At 35.8% G+C, this 17,553-nt stretch carries 20 protein-coding genes; 10 read left to right on the top strand and 10 right to left on the bottom strand.

Going from position 1 to position 17,553, the window contains the following annotated elements:
- Positions 1–148: 148 nt before the first annotated feature.
- The gene (locus tag JO950_RS12960) at positions 149–610 is read left to right on the top strand and encodes a helix-turn-helix transcriptional regulator (RefSeq protein ID WP_202703028.1); all 462 of its coding nucleotides are present in this window, start codon (positions 149–151) and stop codon (positions 608–610) included.
- A gap of 83 nt (positions 611–693) precedes the next feature.
- Here JO950_RS12960 and JO950_RS12955 read toward each other — a convergent pair whose 3' ends face one another.
- On the bottom strand, positions 694–1,245 hold the full coding sequence (locus tag JO950_RS12955; protein ID WP_202703027.1) for a 1-acyl-sn-glycerol-3-phosphate acyltransferase: 552 nt from the start codon (positions 1,243–1,245) through the stop codon (positions 694–696).
- A gap of 63 nt (positions 1,246–1,308) precedes the next feature.
- Here JO950_RS12955 and JO950_RS12950 point away from each other — a divergent pair, with 63 nt between their 5' ends.
- The 5 genes from JO950_RS12950 (at position 1,309) to JO950_RS12930 (ending at position 4,384) form a co-directional block, all read left to right on the top strand.
- Positions 1,309–1,974, top strand: a complete 666-nt coding sequence (locus JO950_RS12950) for a spermidine synthase (RefSeq protein ID WP_202703026.1) — start codon at positions 1,309–1,311, stop codon at positions 1,972–1,974.
- A 4-nt stretch (positions 1,975–1,978) separates the two neighbouring features.
- Positions 1,979–2,656 (top strand): peptidoglycan DD-metalloendopeptidase family protein, encoded by a 678-nt coding sequence (locus tag JO950_RS12945; protein ID WP_202703025.1) that lies wholly within the window; start codon positions 1,979–1,981, stop codon positions 2,654–2,656.
- A 6-nt stretch (positions 2,657–2,662) separates the two neighbouring features.
- On the top strand, positions 2,663–3,139 hold the full coding sequence (locus JO950_RS12940) for a hypothetical protein (protein WP_202703024.1): 477 nt from the start codon (positions 2,663–2,665) through the stop codon (positions 3,137–3,139).
- An 11-nt stretch (positions 3,140–3,150) separates the two neighbouring features.
- On the top strand, positions 3,151–3,678 hold the full coding sequence (locus JO950_RS12935; RefSeq protein ID WP_202703023.1) for a hypothetical protein: 528 nt from the start codon (positions 3,151–3,153) through the stop codon (positions 3,676–3,678).
- 226 nt (positions 3,679–3,904) lie between these two features.
- Positions 3,905–4,384: a nuclear transport factor 2 family protein gene (locus tag JO950_RS12930; protein ID WP_202703022.1), complete on the top strand. Its 480-nt coding sequence runs from the start codon at positions 3,905–3,907 to the stop codon at positions 4,382–4,384.
- A gap of 22 nt (positions 4,385–4,406) precedes the next feature.
- Here JO950_RS12930 and JO950_RS12925 read toward each other — a convergent pair whose 3' ends face one another.
- Positions 4,407–5,894, bottom strand: coding sequence for an aminotransferase class V-fold PLP-dependent enzyme (locus tag JO950_RS12925; protein WP_202703021.1), 1,488 nt, complete (start codon positions 5,892–5,894; stop codon positions 4,407–4,409).
- Positions 5,895–6,074: 180 nt separating this feature from the next.
- Between JO950_RS12925 and msrA the strand changes: the two genes are divergently transcribed.
- Both msrA and JO950_RS12915 read left to right on the top strand, forming a co-directional pair.
- The gene (gene msrA / locus JO950_RS12920) at positions 6,075–6,608 is read left to right on the top strand and encodes a peptide-methionine (S)-S-oxide reductase MsrA (protein WP_202703020.1); all 534 of its coding nucleotides are present in this window, start codon (positions 6,075–6,077) and stop codon (positions 6,606–6,608) included.
- An 81-nt stretch (positions 6,609–6,689) separates the two neighbouring features.
- Entirely contained in the window at positions 6,690–8,258 is a 1,569-nt protein-coding gene (locus JO950_RS12915) for a YdiU family protein (RefSeq protein ID WP_202703019.1), read from the top strand.
- Between the two features lie 404 nt (positions 8,259–8,662).
- Here the strand turns inward: JO950_RS12915 and JO950_RS12910 are convergent, their stop codons facing one another.
- Both JO950_RS12910 and JO950_RS12905 read right to left on the bottom strand, forming a co-directional pair.
- Positions 8,663–9,628 carry a YpdA family putative bacillithiol disulfide reductase gene (locus tag JO950_RS12910; RefSeq protein WP_202703018.1) on the bottom strand — a complete coding sequence of 322 codons (966 nt, stop codon included), beginning with the start codon at positions 9,626–9,628 and terminating at the stop codon, positions 8,663–8,665.
- 5 nt (positions 9,629–9,633) lie between these two features.
- Positions 9,634–10,107 carry a CYTH domain-containing protein gene (locus JO950_RS12905; RefSeq protein WP_202703017.1) on the bottom strand — a complete coding sequence of 158 codons (474 nt, stop codon included), beginning with the start codon at positions 10,105–10,107 and terminating at the stop codon, positions 9,634–9,636.
- A 203-nt stretch (positions 10,108–10,310) separates the two neighbouring features.
- Between JO950_RS12905 and JO950_RS12900 the strand changes: the two genes are divergently transcribed.
- Entirely contained in the window at positions 10,311–11,222 is a 912-nt protein-coding gene (locus tag JO950_RS12900; protein ID WP_202703016.1) for an OmpA family protein, read from the top strand.
- 19 nt (positions 11,223–11,241) lie between these two features.
- Positions 11,242–11,793, top strand: a complete 552-nt coding sequence (locus JO950_RS12895) for a hypothetical protein (RefSeq protein ID WP_202703015.1) — start codon at positions 11,242–11,244, stop codon at positions 11,791–11,793.
- Positions 11,794–11,840: 47 nt separating this feature from the next.
- Here the strand turns inward: JO950_RS12895 and JO950_RS12890 are convergent, their stop codons facing one another.
- The 6 genes from JO950_RS12890 to JO950_RS12865 all read right to left on the bottom strand — a co-directional run bounded on the left by JO950_RS12890 (position 11,841) and on the right by JO950_RS12865 (position 17,414).
- Positions 11,841–12,887, bottom strand: a complete 1,047-nt coding sequence (locus JO950_RS12890; protein ID WP_202703014.1) for an o-succinylbenzoate synthase — start codon at positions 12,885–12,887, stop codon at positions 11,841–11,843.
- Positions 12,888–12,972: 85 nt separating this feature from the next.
- Entirely contained in the window at positions 12,973–14,175 is a 1,203-nt protein-coding gene (locus JO950_RS12885; protein WP_202703013.1) for a M48 family metallopeptidase, read from the bottom strand.
- Positions 14,176–14,209: 34 nt separating this feature from the next.
- Positions 14,210–14,725, bottom strand: coding sequence for a DUF2199 domain-containing protein (locus tag JO950_RS12880; RefSeq protein WP_202703012.1), 516 nt, complete (start codon positions 14,723–14,725; stop codon positions 14,210–14,212).
- Between the two features lie 4 nt (positions 14,726–14,729).
- A complete protein-coding gene (locus JO950_RS12875; RefSeq protein WP_202703011.1) occupies positions 14,730–15,407 on the bottom strand; it encodes a metal-dependent hydrolase in 678 nt (225 codons plus the stop codon).
- A gap of 30 nt (positions 15,408–15,437) precedes the next feature.
- Positions 15,438–16,400, bottom strand: coding sequence for a 1,4-dihydroxy-2-naphthoate octaprenyltransferase (menA, locus tag JO950_RS12870; protein WP_202703010.1), 963 nt, complete (start codon positions 16,398–16,400; stop codon positions 15,438–15,440).
- 180 nt (positions 16,401–16,580) lie between these two features.
- Positions 16,581–17,414, bottom strand: coding sequence for a 1,4-dihydroxy-2-naphthoyl-CoA synthase (locus JO950_RS12865; RefSeq protein ID WP_035681238.1), 834 nt, complete (start codon positions 17,412–17,414; stop codon positions 16,581–16,583).
- Between the last annotated feature and the right edge of the window lie 139 nt (positions 17,415–17,553).

Genomic DNA, 17,553 nt, shown 5'->3' with positions numbered 1-17,553 from the left:
TTTTATTTTTCAATTAATTAACAGCAATCACTTAAAGCAATAAATATGCTATTTGAAGGCTTAATTAAAGATTTTTGACTCTTAAATTGTTTTGTGCACTGCTTTTGATTACATTTGTAAACAGCAAATTTCCAAACAGTAATTTACAATGGTAAACATCGACGATTTTGTAAAACGGCTTGAAATTATACTAGACTATTACGCCTTAAATGCTTCCTCTTTCGCAGATCGAATTGGAGTTCAGCGTTCCAGTATGTCTCACCTGCTTTCTGGCAGAAACAAACCCAGCTTAGATTTTGTACTCAAGATTTTGGAGGTTTTTCCTGAAATTGATTTATACTGGATTTTAAATGGTACGGGGAATTTTCCAAAAACAGAAGACAGTTCCGATCTAAAGAAAAATGAATCAGTGCCTGAATTTACAAAATCTCTTTCCTCTATTCCATTAGACGAAAATGCTGCTTCAGGAAATTCTTTATCAGAAAATATAAAAACGAAAAATGCATCCTCTGCAGAAATTAAAAACCAAAATTTAAATGCTGCAGAAAATGAAATTGAAAAGATAGTGGTATTTTATAAAAACGGAACTTTCAAGACTTACGTTCCTTAGTTTGAAATTTTTGAGTATTTGAAAAACTTTAAAATTATTTTCAGTTAAGCGATTCTCAGGTGATAGAATTTATAGCAAAAAAATCAGCTCCAAAATCCGTTTTCAGGAATTTTACCCAAAACTCCTTCATAGTGTTTTTTCAATACACTCAAATCACAATCATAATCCCCCGTTGGAAGAAATGGCTTTCCTAAATTAACCTCTTTTTTCCCCCAGTCAAAAGCGACAGGAATAATGGGCACATTTGCCTTAAGAGCAATATAATAGAAACCACTTTTTAATTCTTTAACACCTTTACGAGTTCCTTCGGGAGCTACAGCCAGGCGAAAAACCTCTTTACGGTCAAAAATTGCAGCAATCGATTCCACTTTATTCAATCCGCCGGTACGATCTATTGGTTCTCCTCCCACATTTCTGAAATAATATCCAAACGGAAAGCGGAATAATTCTTTCTTTCCCACCCAATTCATCTCCAAGCCAGAAATTCCACGGGTAAAAATTCCTAAGTAAAAATCATGATTGCTTGTATGCGGCATTACCATCATCACACATTTTTTTACTTCAGCATTTTCGATTCCTACTATTTTCCAGCCCATTAGCTTAAAAAAAATGAATTTGTACAATCGCTTTTTCATTAATTACTTTTTTACTGCAAAATAAAAGATTTAAAGTGGTATTTTTGAGTAAAAGCATTTAAAATGATCCAAAAATTGTTCAGTTATATTGTTCCCATAAAAATATTCAAAAAAAAATCACAAAGAAGCAAAATCATCGAAGTTACCTGGGCCAACGGCGAACTGGTTCTTGATTCTGAAAATACAAATTACTCTTACGGAAGCCTGCAGCGCATCTTAAGATATGGTCTTCGAAATATTGGATACGATACCATTCTTAAAATGGATCATATTTTATTATTGGGAGTTGCCGGTGGAAGCGTAGTTAAAACTTTGGTGGACGAAATTCAGTATAAAGGTAAAATTACCGGAGTAGAAATTGATCCCGAAATGATTAAAATAGCCAACGAGTATTTCAACCTGAATGAAATCAAACAACTGGAAGTGGTAATTGATGACGCATTTGAGTATGTTTTAAAAACAAAAAATAAATATAATTTAATTATTATTGATATTTTTGAAGATATCAAAATGCCAAATTTTTTATTCGAACGTTTTTTTAGCGAACGTATCTGTTTATTGTTGCAAAATCAGGGATTTGTTTTATTTAATACCATGATTTTAGATGAGGCGCATAATGTTCGAAACCGAAAATACATTTCTGAAATTGACCCCGAACTGTTTGCTTCAAAAATGCTCCCACGAGTTGAAGCTCACAATGAATTAATAATTATCGAAAAAGTAGTTTAAATTTATGAAACCTCTTGCCTCTATTTTAAAAGCCCTACCTCCCACCAAAATAATAGATTCCACCATTGATATTTCAAAATACATCCCTTTAGATTTATCCGTAACCAATCAGGAACTTGCTGATTTTAAACCTACCTGTACCCAGGAATTTGAGGATTTTATTTCAGACTACTTAGAAAAAAATGATGCCGAAGTAGCCTTTGGCGGTTATATTGAAGGAAGAACTCTTTATCAACGCAGTACCATTTTTAAAAATAATTCTATTCCGGAACGCAACATTCATATAGGATTAGACTTATGGACAAAAGCAGACACAACAGTTTTGGCACCGCTCGATGGAAAAGTACACAGCTTTAAAAACAATATAGGTCTCGGCGATTATGGTCCGACCATTATTTTAGAGCATCGGGTAGAAAATGAGAAATTTTATACTTTATACGGACATTTATCGTTAGAAAGTATAGAAAACCTCAGTGTTGGGACATTTTTTAGTAAAGGTCAAAAGATTGGAACCTTGGGAAGTTCGTCTGTTAACGGGGACTATCCTCCACACGTACACTTTCAGATTATTCGAAACATCGAAAACTATTCCGGCGATTATCCGGGAGTATGTAATACCAACGATTTGAACTTTTACATTGAAAATTGCCCTGATCCCAACTTATTATTAAAAATTACTTAAATAGTTATGAAGAAAGCAGGATTGATTATATGTTTGTTGTTGTTGATGGGATGTAAATCGAAAACCATCCACAGAGATACTGAAGATTTAAAGATCAAAAAAGTCAATGCTGCCGAAATAAATTCCAATCAGCAGAAAAAAACGTATGAATTAGGAAAAAGAGTACTGGAAACCTGCAATTCTTCAAAATTCAAACCTTTTAAAGAGACTGAAGTCACTAAATCGGTAATGGAGAATACAACCGAAGAACGTCTGACCAAAACCTGTCAAAGGTTCAGACAATACTATGGAAGTTTCATCGATTTAAAACTGGACGGTGTTTACAGAACCAGGCAAGAGGTTATTTATCGCTATCATGCCCTGTACACCAAAAAAGTAGCCAATAAAGAATTGCGCATTTTTGTAAACGAAGATAATCTGATCTCAGCTATAAAATCAATGGATTGGGACGAAAAATTTGACTCCAAAATAACAGAACAATAAAGTAAAAACCTATGAATTTAAAACTGCCTCTTTTAATCGTATTGTTAATCTCCAGTTTCGTAAATGCACAGCAAACCATAAGTGTAAAAGGCTCTAAACCATTTCCGGCAACAACCAGTTATACTTTTATCTGTGAAAGATATGTGTTTACGGGCGAAACAGAAGTTCAGATTGCAAAAACAGATAAAGGAGGGGTCTTAAAACTATCAATAGGAATTTCTAATGATAAAACTCAAATCTCAGGAGGCGTATACGTTGACCTTGTTAACGGAGATGTAATTGCTTGTGTGGACAAAAACATCAAAGAAACTCTTGACGGAAAAACTACCGCTTATTACTATTTCACCCCTGCTGAAATGGTAAAACTAAAAAAAACAGATATTAAAGCCATCCGATTTATCATTAAAGGGAACAATACGGCCGCTTTTGGTGATCAGACCGGTTACTTTACCGCTTTAAACAGAATGGCGTACTTTTCGACAGCATTCGATAAATCTAAAAAAACTTTTGACACTGCAGCCGCAATCAGCATTTTATAAGTTTTCATGCTAACTGTTTTAACACAGGGAAATATCACTTCTACATCCATAAAAAAGACATTTCATTTCACCTAAAAGCACATATTCTTCCATACAAAGAAATACTTTCCTTTTTTTTACACTCTTTTTAGGCCTGAAATTATGAGAACATTTTTTTACTAATTAAACTCAACAGGTTTATATTAGTATAATAATTTCTTATATTTATAATCTAAATACCACTTTCATGAATTCAAATGAAGTTTTAATTACAAAATTCTATACTGCTTTTGCCAATGCCGATGCTAAAACAATGAGCGAATGTTACCATCCAAAAATTCATTTTATCGATCCTGCCTTTGGTTTACTAAAAGAAGAGCAGGTTTCTAAAATGTGGGAAATGTTGATTTCGAAAAGTAAAGGCAACATTAAAATCGAATTTTCAGATATTAAAACCGATGATTCTTCGGGCAGTGCAAAATGGATTGCAACTTATAATTTTAGCAAAACCAACAGAACGGTAATCAATCGGATTTCCGCTGAATTTACTTTTCAGGATGGTCTGATTATTAAACATACAGACAGTTTCGATGTTTGGAAATGGTCGAAACAGGCTTTCGGTTTTACCGGATATTTAATGGGCTGGACAGGATTTTTTCAAGGCAAAATTCAGGAACAGGCACTCTTATCTCTAAAAAAATTTCAGGCAAACCAGACAGGTTCTTAAAACCTGTCTGATTTATGTATTTTTATGATTTGAACCATCCGGCCACTAAATCGTCTTCAAACGAACCGGCGTTCTTGTGAACAAATTCATTTGTATCTTTATTATAGGAATAGTCCAAAGCCCACTCCTCATGATTTTTCGCTAAATCTTTAATGCTTTCACAAACAAAAGCAATTTCTTTATCGGTAGTAGTCGGATGAATTGACATTCTGATCCATCCCGGTTTTTTAATTAAATCTCCAATCGTAATTTCACTCACTAGCTTATTGGATGTTTCCTGATCTACGTGCAATAGAAAATGCCCATACGTTCCCGCACAACTGCATCCTCCTCTGGTTTGAATTCCAAATCTGTCATTCAATAATTTCACTCCTAAATTGAAATGAAGATTTTCAATAAAAAACGAAACAACCCCTAAACGGTTCTTATGTTGGCCTGCCAGAATTTTAATGTTGGAAACAGTATCCAATTCATTAAAAACATACTCTACAATCTCATGTTCACGTTGCAGAATATTCTCGATTCCCATTTCTTCTTTCAGCTCAATTGCCAGCGCCGTTTTAATTACCTGAAGAAAACCCGGAGTGCCACCATCTTCACGATCCTCAATGTTGTCGATATATTTATGTTCGCCCCATGGATTGGTCCAGCTTACTGTACCTCCTCCTGGACAATCGGGAATCATATTGTTGTATAGTTTTTTATTAAAAATTAAAACCCCTGAAGTTCCGGGACCTCCTAAAAATTTGTGTGGAGAAAAGAAAATTGCATCCAGATATGCTTCCGGGTCTTCGGGATGCATATCGATTTCTACATAAGGTCCTGAACAGGCAAAATCAACAAAACAAACACCATTGTGCTTGTGCATCAATTTTGCAGCTTCGTGAAACGGTGTTTTTAAACCTGTAACATTCGAACAGGAGGTAATAGAAGCAATTTTAATAGTTCTTTCACTGTATTTCTCCAGCAGTTGCTCTAAATTATCCAGACAAAAAAGTCCTTTTTCACAAGATGGAATAATTTCAACATCTGCAATGGTTTCCAGCCAGGAGGTCTGATTGGAATGGTGTTCCATATGAGAAATAAAAACAACAGGGCGCTTTTCAGCTGGAACAACAGTGCAATCTTTCAGGTTCTCCGGAATTTTTAAACCCAGAATTCGCTGAAATTTATTGACAACACCCGTCATTCCGGTTCCATCTGTGATCAAAACATCATCATTGCTCGCATTGGTATGACGCTTGATGATCGATCTGGCATGATGATAAGCTTTTGTCATGGCAGTACCTGACACAGTAGTTTCCGTATGTGTATTGGCTACAAAAGGCCCAAATTCGTTAAGAATTTTCTCTTCAATAGGTCGATATAACCTTCCGCTGGCAGTCCAATCGGTATAAATAATCTGCTTTTTACCAAACGGAGAAGAAAACTCCTGGTTAATTCCTATAATATTCTTTCTAAAATCCTGAAAATAGGTTTCTAAAGTGATGGTACTATTTTTGCTGTTCATTAGTGTGCCTGAATTTAATTGCAAATATATTGCTTTTTTATACAATTGCGAATTTATCAATTATAAAGTTCAAACACCAAAAAACTATTTAATATCTTTATTTTAACTGTCTTTTTACTTATAATTTATCACAATATTCTATCGGATTAATAGGGCATTAAATCTTGAACAATACTATTTATGGAGAATTTATCAGTTGCCACTTTTGGTGGAGGATGTTTTTGGTGCATTGAAGCTGTAATTCAGCGTTTAAAAGGAGTCGAATCCTTAAAATCAGGATTTTCGGGAGGTTTTATTAAAAACCCGCCCTACCGTGAAGTATGTACCGGAAGAACCGGTCATGCAGAAGTCATACAAGTTGCTTTTAATCCTGACATAATTTCATACCATGACCTGATCTTCATATTTATGACTAGTCATGATCCTACCACCCTGAACCGTCAGGGTGCGGACAGCGGAACACAATACCGCTCGATTGTTTTATATCATAACGAAGAACAGAAAGTGATTACCGAAAAAGTTTTGGAAGAAGTAAAAGCCTTTTATGAAGACCCGATTGTAACACAGCTCGTTCCTTTAGAAGTTTTTTACGAAGCTGAAACAGACCATCAAAATTATTACAACAACAATCAGGAAGCACGTTACTGCCAGATCGTAATTGATCCTAAAGTTCATAAATTAAAAAAAATGTACGCCGACAAATTAAGGGAGTAAACAAGCATTTTTACCACATCTTAAAATAACACACTACCAACAGAACTCGTTCTAATTTGGAGTCAGAGAAAGATTATTCTAATGAAAAATTTAAAAATAAACAACCGATTTACTGCTGAATTGCCTGCAGATCCAAATGAAACCAACGAAGTTCGTCAAGTTTCTAATGCGCTTTTCTCGTATGTAAATCCAACAAAACCATCCAATCCTAAACTCATTCATACTTCACAGGAAGTAGCAGAATCGGTTGGAATTTCGCTTGATGAAATTAAGTCCGAATCCTTTTTGAATGTTTTTTCAGGGAAAGAAGTATTGCCTGAAACTCGTCCGTTTGCTATGTGCTATGCCGGACATCAGTTTGGAAACTGGGCAGGACAATTGGGTGACGGCCGTGCCATTAATTTAACTGAAGTGACACATAATGATGAATCTTTTATGCTTCAATTAAAAGGTGCCGGAAGAACTCCGTACTCCCGAACTGCTGACGGCCTGGCTGTTTTGCGTTCGTCTGTAAGAGAGTATTTATGTGCCGAAGCCATGCATCATTTAGGAGTTCCCACTACCCGATCGTTATCCCTTATGCTGTCCGGAGATCAAGTTTTACGTGATATGTTATACAATGGAAATGCCGCTTATGAAAAAGGTGCAATTGTTTGTCGCGTCGCTCCTTCCTTTATTCGTTTTGGAAGTTTTGAGATGCTGACCGCCCGAAATGAGCTTCAAAATTTAAAACAGTTTGTAACGTACAACATTAAATACTACTTCCCGGAAATAAAAGGAGAGCCTAAAGAGCAATACCTACAATTTTTTAAAACAGTAGCTGATAAAACCCGCGAAATGATTCTGCATTGGCAGCGTGTGGGTTTTGTACACGGAGTAATGAATACCGACAACATGTCAATTCACGGAATTACGATTGATTATGGTCCTTATGGCTGGCTGGAAAATTACGACCCAAACTGGACTCCAAACACCACCGACAGCCAATACCGAAGATATCGTTTTGGAAATCAACCGCAGATTGCGCAATGGAATTTGTACCAATTGGCCAATGCCATTTTCCCTTTAATCAATGAAGCAGAACCTCTAGAAAAAATTCTGGAGTCTTTTATGATTGATTTTGAATCTGATTATAAGAATATGTTTTTAAGCAAATTAGGCTTGCTTATTTCAACCGAAACTGATAATGCGTTAGTTGACGGTTTGGAAACCGTTTTACAACTCTCTGAAACAGACATGACGATCTTTTTCCGAAATTTAAGCAGTGTACAAAAATCCGATTCTCCTGAAAAAGCAATCGAAAGAATTCAGGATTCGTTTTATATTCCGGAACAAATCTCAGATACAATTTTAGAATCATGGCAAAAATGGTTTACTCTTTATCTCGAAAGACTTCATACGGAAACGCTTTCTGATAAAGACCGTTCTGAAAAAATGAATGCTATAAATCCAAAGTACGTACTTCGAAATTATATGTCCCAACTGGCCATTGATGCCGCAGATCAGGAAGATTATTCCTTAATTGATGAACTGTATCAACTTCTGCAAAAACCGTATGACGAACAACCGGAATTTCAAAAATGGTTTGCCAAACGCCCGGATTGGGCCCGTTCAAAAGTTGGGTGTTCAATGCTTTCCTGTAGTTCTTAGTTTCTTTAGCCACGAATTCACGAATTTTAGTTTTATAAACTTAATCCGTTGGGTGAAATTGCATAAAATTTAATTTTAAGCAACAGGTTAAACTTAATGAAGTTTTAATTCGTGAATTCGTGGCTATAAACTTATTTCGAAATAATACAATCCACAATCATGCTTGCATGCACACGAGAATTTTCGATAAACCATTTGTGCGTATGCATGCCTCCAAAAGTTACCCCCTGCTAAGAATAAATCTTTCACATAAAAATGGTTTGCCAAACGCCCGGATTGGGCCCGTTCAAAAGTTGGGTGTTCTATGCTTTCTTGCAGTTCTTAATTTTTTAGCCACGAATTCACGAATTTTAATTTTTTATAAACTTTGCGAAGTTTTAATTCGTGAATTCGTGGCTATAAACTTATTTCGAAGTAATATAATCTACAATCATGTTCGCATGCACACGAGAATTTTCGATAAACCATTTGTGCGTATGCATTCCTCCGCAAATTACACCCGCTAAGAATAAACCTTCCACATTGGTTTCCATAGTTTCGGGGTTGTATGTAGGGGTTTTTAATTCATCTTCTGATAATTGTATTCCCATATTTTCCAGAAAAGCCAAATCAGGTTTGTATCCGGTTAGGGCCAGTACAAAATCATTTTCAATAGTAATTTTCCCCATAGGAGTTTCTATTTCTACTTCAGTCCCCCTGATTTCAGTAATATTTGATTCGAAATAAGCTTTAATGCTGCCTTCCGCAATTCGGTTTTCAATATCGGGTTTTGCCCAATATTTTACCCGACTGTTGATTTCCTTTTTCCGAATGACCATGGTTACATTGGCTCCTTTTCTCCAACATTCCAAAGCCGCATCTACTGAAGAATTGTTTGCTCCTACCACCAAAACATTCCTGAAAGCATATTCATGGGCTTCCTTATAATAATGACGGACTTTAGGCAATTCTTCTCCTTTCACTTCCATTTCAATCGGAATATCATAAAAACCGGTTGCAATTATCACATTGGCGGCTTCATAAAGTGCTTTATCGGTTGTAATTTTAAAAGTAGTATTTAAGAGTTTTTCTACCTGAAGTACTCTTTCAAATAAATGAATGGAAAAATTAAAATACCGATGAATATTACGATAATACTCCAATGCTTCCTGACGACCAGGTTTTGGGGCAAGACAACTGAACGGTATGTTTCCTATTTCAAGTCTTTCCGCAGTGGAGAAAAAAGTCATATACAAAGGATAGTTGAATATACTATTGACTATAGCTCCTTTTTCAATTATCAAATAACGCAAACCTTTCTTTTGGGCTTCAATTGCACAAGCCAGACCAATTGGTCCGCCCCCTACAATAATCAAATCATATGTATTCATATTTTTTACTTCTCCCACTCTTTAAAAGGATTCTTACTCAAATAAGCGTTATAATATCTTGGGTCATTTGTTACTTCTTCACCCAGCCAATCCGGCTTCTCGAAAATTTCTGTTTCCGATTCCAACTCTACTTCTGCCATCACCAGTCCTTCATTTTCACCGTAAAATTCGTCTACTTCAAAAATATGTTTTCCTAATTTTACTTCGTAACGTGTTTTCTCGATTTTTCCTTTTTCACATAACTTAAGCAATTCCAATGCTTCATCAAGCGGAATTTCATTCTCCCATTCAAAGCGGGACATTCCGCCCTGCTGACTGACTCCTTTTATGGTAATAAAACCTCTTTCGCCTTTGATACGCACACGAACTGTTCTTTCCGGAACTGCACTTAAATAGCCTTGGGCAATTTTATTGTGCGTAAAAGCCTGTTCTTTAAAATCAGCTGATTTTACCAGAAACTTTCTTTCTATTTCGACCATTTTGATGTCTGAATTTAATTTTTATGCAAGTTACTCAATTTAATTTGGCCTAAGAATTGAAATCACAAGAATCATTGGTAGACATTAAATTTCATTTTTGTAACATACTCACAATAAGAATAATAACTTTAAAATAACTGATTTTTAATAGGTTATGTATTTATTTTTTTGTTAAATTTGATAGAATCTTAACTTCATCACCTATGTCTAAAAAAGCACTTTATCTGTTAGGCATTGTAATAACCATTATTTTAGGTACCTTTTTGTATTTGAAATTTTGCTGCAATTGCACTATGAAAACACCTGCGATTGATACCGGGAAAGTATCAAAAGTAGTGGCTCCGGACGAAACTATTGTCCCTTTTATTCTAAATGGTTCCGGAATTGATTATCACACCAATGATAATATCAAGTTCCTTAAAAATAGTCCAACAGCACTTTTGCCTGTGGGTGATTCGGTATCGATTGGAGTTCAAAACCTTAAAACATTCCTGATCGCTAATCCAAAGCAAAAAATTACCCTAACAGGTTATGCTACTTCAGATGAAATCAATACGACAACTTTTGAAAATCTTGGCCTCGCACGGGCTAATGACATTAAAAAATATTTTGTGTCGCAAGGTTTACCTGATGCGCAGTTAAACACAAAGGGTGAAGTGATTGATAAATGGCAAACGAAAAAAGATACACTTTTTGGACCTGTCAAATATGCTTTTGAAGCTCCGGAAGCCGCTCCGGCTGTAACCGATGAATGGATTATTCTGAAAGAGAAAATCAATGGTGATCCACTTATTTTACATTTCAGTACCAATAAATCCAGTGATAAGTTAACTCCTGCAGAAAAAGAAAAAGTTGCCGATCTAGTGAAATATATGGAACATGTGAAAGAAGCGGTAATTGTGGCTGTTGGGCATAGTGATAATGTTGGAAACCGTGATTCTAATGTGTCTCTTGGTCAAAAACGAGCTGAGTTTACTAAAAATTATTTGTCGAAAAATGGTGTTGACGGAAATCGGATAACAGCAGAATCAAAAGGTCCTGACGAGCCTATTGGTGAGAACACCACTGCCGAAGGTAGGGCAACCAACAGAAGAACAGTAATAACAATTAAATAATCAATCAAAATATACGATCATGAATATACCTTGTATCTTAATACCGGCTCTAGTGGGATTAATCTGTGGAATTTTGGGTTACTTACTGGGAAAAATGAATTCTAAAGGTGACGATTCACTTGCTTTGTCACTACAGGCCGATTTGGATGCCTGCAAAGCCAATACACGAAACCTGAATGCTAAAATTTCTTCTCTGGAAGCTGAATTGGCCGCAAAAGCTAAAGTTAATAACGCTCCACAATCTTTCGCAGCAGCAGCGATACCTGCAATACCTTTTGACAGTGCATTAGCAGCGACCGCTTACGGCAAAAAAATTAAAGAAAATGATTTAAAAATAGTCGAAGGTATCGGGCCAAAAATTGAAGCGTTATTTAACGCTGCTGGAATTAAAACATGGCACGAACTGTCAGAAGCTTCAACCGAAAAATTACAATCCATTCTGGATGGCGGAGGTGAAAATTATGCTATCCACAATCCAAGCACCTGGGCCAGACAGGCATTACTTGCTTACCAGGGCAAATGGCAGGAATTAAAAGACTGGCAGGACAGTCTAAAAGGCGGAAAAGAATAAAACCGAAATCAATATAACCCTAAAAACTGGCTTTAAGCCAGTTTTTTTTATAAGCTGCTGAGAAAATCGAAATCCCAGTCTTTTGTTTTACTGTACCATAACTGCCCCCCCACAACTTCAAGCGGACAATCAAAATTATTCGTGTAAAGTGCTCCGGTTCCAAGACCCTGAGACATTTTTGAGTTTTGCAAAAATGTCCATTGTGCGATCGCATTAAGACCTATGTTACTTTCCAATGCTGAAGTAATCCACCATCCTATTTGATATTTATCGGCCAAATCTATCCATTCTTTTGTGCCTTTGAAGCCACCAACAAAACTAGGTTTTAGAATAATGTATTGTGGTTGTATTTTTTGCAGTAAAGCCTCCTTTTCTTCCAATGAAAAAATACCAATCAATTCTTCATCGAGAGCAATTGGAAACGGTGTGGTTTTACACAAATCCGCCATTGCGGCAATGTTTCCTTTCTTTATAGGCTGTTCAATGCTATGCAACTGATATTTATTCAATTGATTCAATTTACCTAATGCTTCATTTAAAGTAAAAGCGCCATTAGCATCTACCCTGATTTCAATTTGCTCTGCTGAAAAATGACTGCGAATAAAAGCCAATAACTCCAATTCCTTTTCGAAATTGATCGCTCCTATTTTCAATTTTATACAATTAAAACCGGTGGCTAATTTCTCTTCGATTTGTTCTTTCATAAAGGAAGACTCCCCCATCCAAACTAGACCATTTATCACAATTGACTCTACATTACTGGTAAAATCGGACGGAAACAAAACAAAAGGATCTTCACTTTTAAAGGATAAAAATGCCATTTCAACACCAAATTGTATCGATGGAAATTCTAACAAAGCATCCCAAAGCGCCTTTTCTCCTAAATGAATATTATCACACGTCCACTGCAGTTTTTCTTCATAATCTTCGCGATCATCCGCACTCAAACCACGAAGTATTCCACACTCTCCTATTCCTTTTTTACCGTTCTCTTCCAGAATAATAAACCAGGTTTCCTTCTCGGTCATAACCCCCCTTGAAGTCCCGGAAGGCCTTTTAAAATCAAGCATGTATTTATGGAAGGTTGCTTTCATATAATAAATAGATGGTAAAAAAATAAACCTGAATAAGTAGGTGTCATACCATTAAACAGGCTTATTATTGATTTTATGTTTTTTTTTAATTGTACAGTTTCAATATTTTTTCAAAATCTTTTGAGGGTAATCCTGCTTTTTGAAAAATTACGAAATCCTGTTTTGTTTTCTCTATCCAGCTTAAACTGTCTGTTACGTTTTGCGACTGGTATTTTTTATAAATGGCTTTCGCTTCGCTATAATCATCACTAATCAGATAAACGTGTGCCAGATTTAATTTGACAAGCAACTCCGTATCGTCCAACTTTTCACCTTCTTTCAGAAATTTAATGGCTTTAGCGTATTGTTTGGTCAAAATATAGCAATATCCTATCGAACTGTAATCCAAAGCCGTTGCTTTTCCGTCGTTAATAATAGTATTCAGTTTCGGAATTGCTTCGTTGTATTTATGAAGTCTGACTAAAGCAGCCACTTGTGTTCTTAGGTCGTTATAAACATTTTTAGAAATATCAGCATCTTTATAACAGCTATTTCCAAAATCCTTATAAACTTTACTCTTTTCAATTGGCAGTAACTTTTGAAACTCCGTATAACGATATTGTTTCATGATTTTATCGAGTATGCAAACACAAAAATCATCAGAATTTGCCATTTTCTGAGCCATTGTGGAGGTTTTACAAAGGCTTATAATTTCATTTTTATTGTCCTGATTCCATCCACGATTTAATTTTGTGTCTACCCACGGCACCACTTCCAAAACTATTTTTTGATTTAAAAGCCAGTTTTTGCTGTGAAAACCAAACCAAAGTGTATTTACATTCTGACCCAGACAGGACGATTTATCCAGCGATAATCGTTTAGCGTCTTTGCTTAAGGGATCTTTCTGATCGTAACAGGCTTTATCCGTTTTACCATCAGTGATATACTTTTTTGCTGTTTCGTTGGAGGTAAACAAAGCATAGGTACAGGTATCATCTCCTGAAATTTTAGACATCAGAAAAACTGCTCCGGCCGATCCCTGACTGATTCCAGTTGGATCCGGAATTGATTTTAGAACGGAGACCAGACTGTTTGCCATTTCCTGATTTTCATCCAGAAGCGTGATTCGGTATACAATTTCTGTTGTTCCTACGGGTAAATCTTCTGTTTTAAGCATAATTCGGTCACGGGCAGAAACTATAATTTCTTTTGTAGTAGCACGTTCTTTATCCCAATAACCGTCTTTCTGCGCAAAAATGCTGCACGAAGTTGTAATTAAAAGAAACAGGGCATTTTTTTTTAAAATCATTGTAGAAAATTTATTTTAAGATCACTTACAAAATTCAGGCCTTATTATTTAATATTCTGTAAATTCTTTTCTCCGCTTCAGCTTTTGTAATACCGTTATAAAAATCTTTCACAAAAGGATGATCGAAATCCTGGTGTGGAAAAATTTCAGGTCTTTCATTACCAGGTTTAGTCACTACTGTTGTCGGAATACTGTTCGAAAATTCGTAATCCGGAATGTAATTGGAAAGCCATCCGAAATACTGCGCCTTGTGATTTTCATCTTCGCCATTTTCCAGATAGTCTTCAAAACTTTTTTCACTAAGTGAAACCCAGAAGCCATACTCTAAATCTTCGCAATGATCGTTCACTTGCTGAACCAAAACCACTCTTATAAAGCGATTGATATGATCTTCATGTTTAATGACACAAAAATCCTGGTCAATAACTGCAATTTCTTCTTTTTCCTGTTCCGAAAGCTTGTTGTAAGCAGAAGGTGAACTGTAAGCAATTGCAGGCCAGCTTACATGCTCTTCGCCACAGCATTCACAAATAAATTTAATATCTGACATTTTATTACAGTTCAATTGACTCGCCAATTTCCAAAAGCATCAGATCTTTTCCTTTATCGAAGAACTTGCGAATAGCGTCTTCATGATCTATTTTAATGTAACCAAAAGTATCAAAATGATATCCAAGGATCTTATCGCATTCTACAAAATCTGAGGCTATGATGGCATCTTCAACATCCATTGTAAAATTATTACCGATTGGAAGAATGGCCAGATCCAATTTGGTTCTCATTGGAATCAGTTTCATATCCATAGTCAGTGCAGTATCGCCGGCAATGTAAATGTTTTTATGTTCGCCTTCGATTACAAACCCACCCGGATTTCCACCATAACTTCCATCAGGGAAAGAGCTTGAATGAATCGCATTGACATATTTCACTTTTCCAAAATCAAATTGCCAGCTTCCACCGTGATTCATCGGGTGTGAGCTGAAACCAAATTTAGCATAATAACCTGCAATTTCAGCATTTGAAACGATCACCGCTTTGGTACGATTGGCAATAGCTTCAACATCCAGAATATGATCACCATGCGCATGAGTAAGTAAAATATAATCTGCTTCTAAGCTGTTGATATCAACTCCTGCTGCTTGTGGATTTCCTGTAATAAAAGGATCTACAATAATTTGTTTTCCACCCACTTCAATACCTAAAGATGCATGTCCGTAAAATGTTATTTTCATTTTAATTCATTTTTAAAATTGAACTTTGTTTTATCTTCCCCCTAAAAAGAGGTTTACAATAATGTCTGAAATCAATGAAATCATACATACCGTCAGTAATATTGAAAGTAAAAAGGTGCTTAGTGCCAGTTTCTTCAATTCAGGATCTAACAACTTTGGATTTTGGTTTTTATAAACGGTAATTAAATGCTTAGTTAAAGGAACAAAAGCCAATAAAAACAAATACTGATCGAAGTTATAATCACTCAAAAAGGCAAAAGTAACCACTAAAAGCATAGCCGTAATAATCAAAGTGAAATGATAAATTTTAGCTTTTGCACCACCAATCTGAACTACAATGGTATTTTTTCCTGATTTTCGATCTGATTCTTCATCACGCATATTGTTCAGGTTTAAAACTCCAACACTTAATAAACCGATTGAAATGGCCGGTAAGATCAAAAGCGGATCGACTTCTTTTGAATACAAAAAGTTTACTCCCAATGTACTAACCAATCCAAAGAAAATAAAAACGAACAAATCTCCAAATCCTCTGTATCCGTAAGCTGAATTTCCAACGGTATAACGAATTGCCGAAACAATTGCTGCTATTCCAAGCAATAAGAAAAAGATGGAATATCCAAAATTACTTTCTCCAAAAGCAAAATAGATCAATACAATTGCAGACAACAAGGTCAGAAATGAAGTAATTATAATGGCTTTTTTCATGGCCTGAGGTGTAATAACACCACTCTGAATAGCTCTTTGTGGTCCAACCCTGTCCGCATTGTCAGTACCTTTTACACCATCGCCGTAATCATTTGCAAAATTGGATAAAACCTGCAATCCAAGCGTCGTTAATAGTGCAAAACCAAAAATTTTCCAACTGAATACCTCTGTTGGTGTATTAATGGTTTCCGTTGGGTTTGATAAGGCATATATACTTCCTACTATGATTCCGGAAACTGATAAAGGCAATGTACGCAAACGAGCGGCTTCAATCCAATGTTTCATTCTGTTTTAATTTTAGATTTTAGATTTTAGATTTTAGATTGTTGCATTCTTAATTTGAATTGCAATACTCTAAAGTCTATCCTCTAAATTGTATTATATAATTTAGGATTTAATCTCAAATTTAGCTCCCAGTTTCAGATTCAAAAATCTAAAATCTGCAATCTAAAATCTCAGATAGTCTTATGGCAACCATTTATTCTCACCGAAGTTTGGCTTTCTTTTCTCTAAAAAGGCATTTCTTCCTTCTTTTGCTTCTTCGGTCATGTACGCTAAACGTGTTGCTTCTCCGGCAAAAACCTGCTGACCTACCATACCGTCGTCTGTTAAGTTCATTGCAAATTTTAGCATCTTGATAGAAGTTGGAGATTTTTGTAAAATTTCCTGTGCCCACTCGTAAGCAGTATCTTCAAGCTCATCATGTGGAATTACAGCATTCACCATACCCATATCCATAGCTTCCTGAGCAGAATAATTTCTACCTAAAAAGAAAATTTCACGCGCTTTTTTCTGTCCGACCATTTTAGCCAGATACGCAGATCCGTAGCCACCGTCAAAACTGGTTACATCGGCATCCGTTTGTTTGAATATGGCATGCTCTTTACTCGCCAAAGTCATGTCACAAACGACATGCAAACTGTGTCCACCGCCAACTGCCCAACCCGGAACAACTGCAATAACCACTTTTGGCATAAAACGGATTAAACGCTGCACTTCAAGAATATTTAAGCGATGTTGTCCGTCTTCACCCACATAACCCTGATGCCCACGCGCGTTTTGATCGCCTCCGCTGCAAAAAGAATATACTCCGTCTTTGGTTGAAGGTCCTTCTGCAGACAGTAAAACCACTCCTATCGAAGTATCTTCCTGCGCATCGTAAAAAGCCTGGTACAATTCTGAAGTTGTTTTTGGACGGAATGCATTTCTAACGTTTGGTCTGTTAAAAGCAATTCTCGCAACTCCATTACATTTTTTATAAGTTATATCTTCAAATTCTCTGGCTGTAATCCAATCCATTTCTGTTTGTTTTGTTTTTAATAATTGATAGTGTAAAAATAAAGCATTTTTATATTTTTACCTACCGCTATTTGTTTTTAGTCGTAACTAAAATCTGTTGTAATGTTAACAATTGGTATAATCTTACAAATAATAATAA

This window comes from Flavobacterium sp. UGB4466, from assembly GCF_903469665.1.
GTDB classification, from domain to species: domain Bacteria; phylum Bacteroidota; class Bacteroidia; order Flavobacteriales; family Flavobacteriaceae; genus Flavobacterium; species Flavobacterium lipolyticum.
Note: the sequence above shows the minus strand (reverse complement) of the source record. Positions and strands in the feature narration are given on the sequence as shown.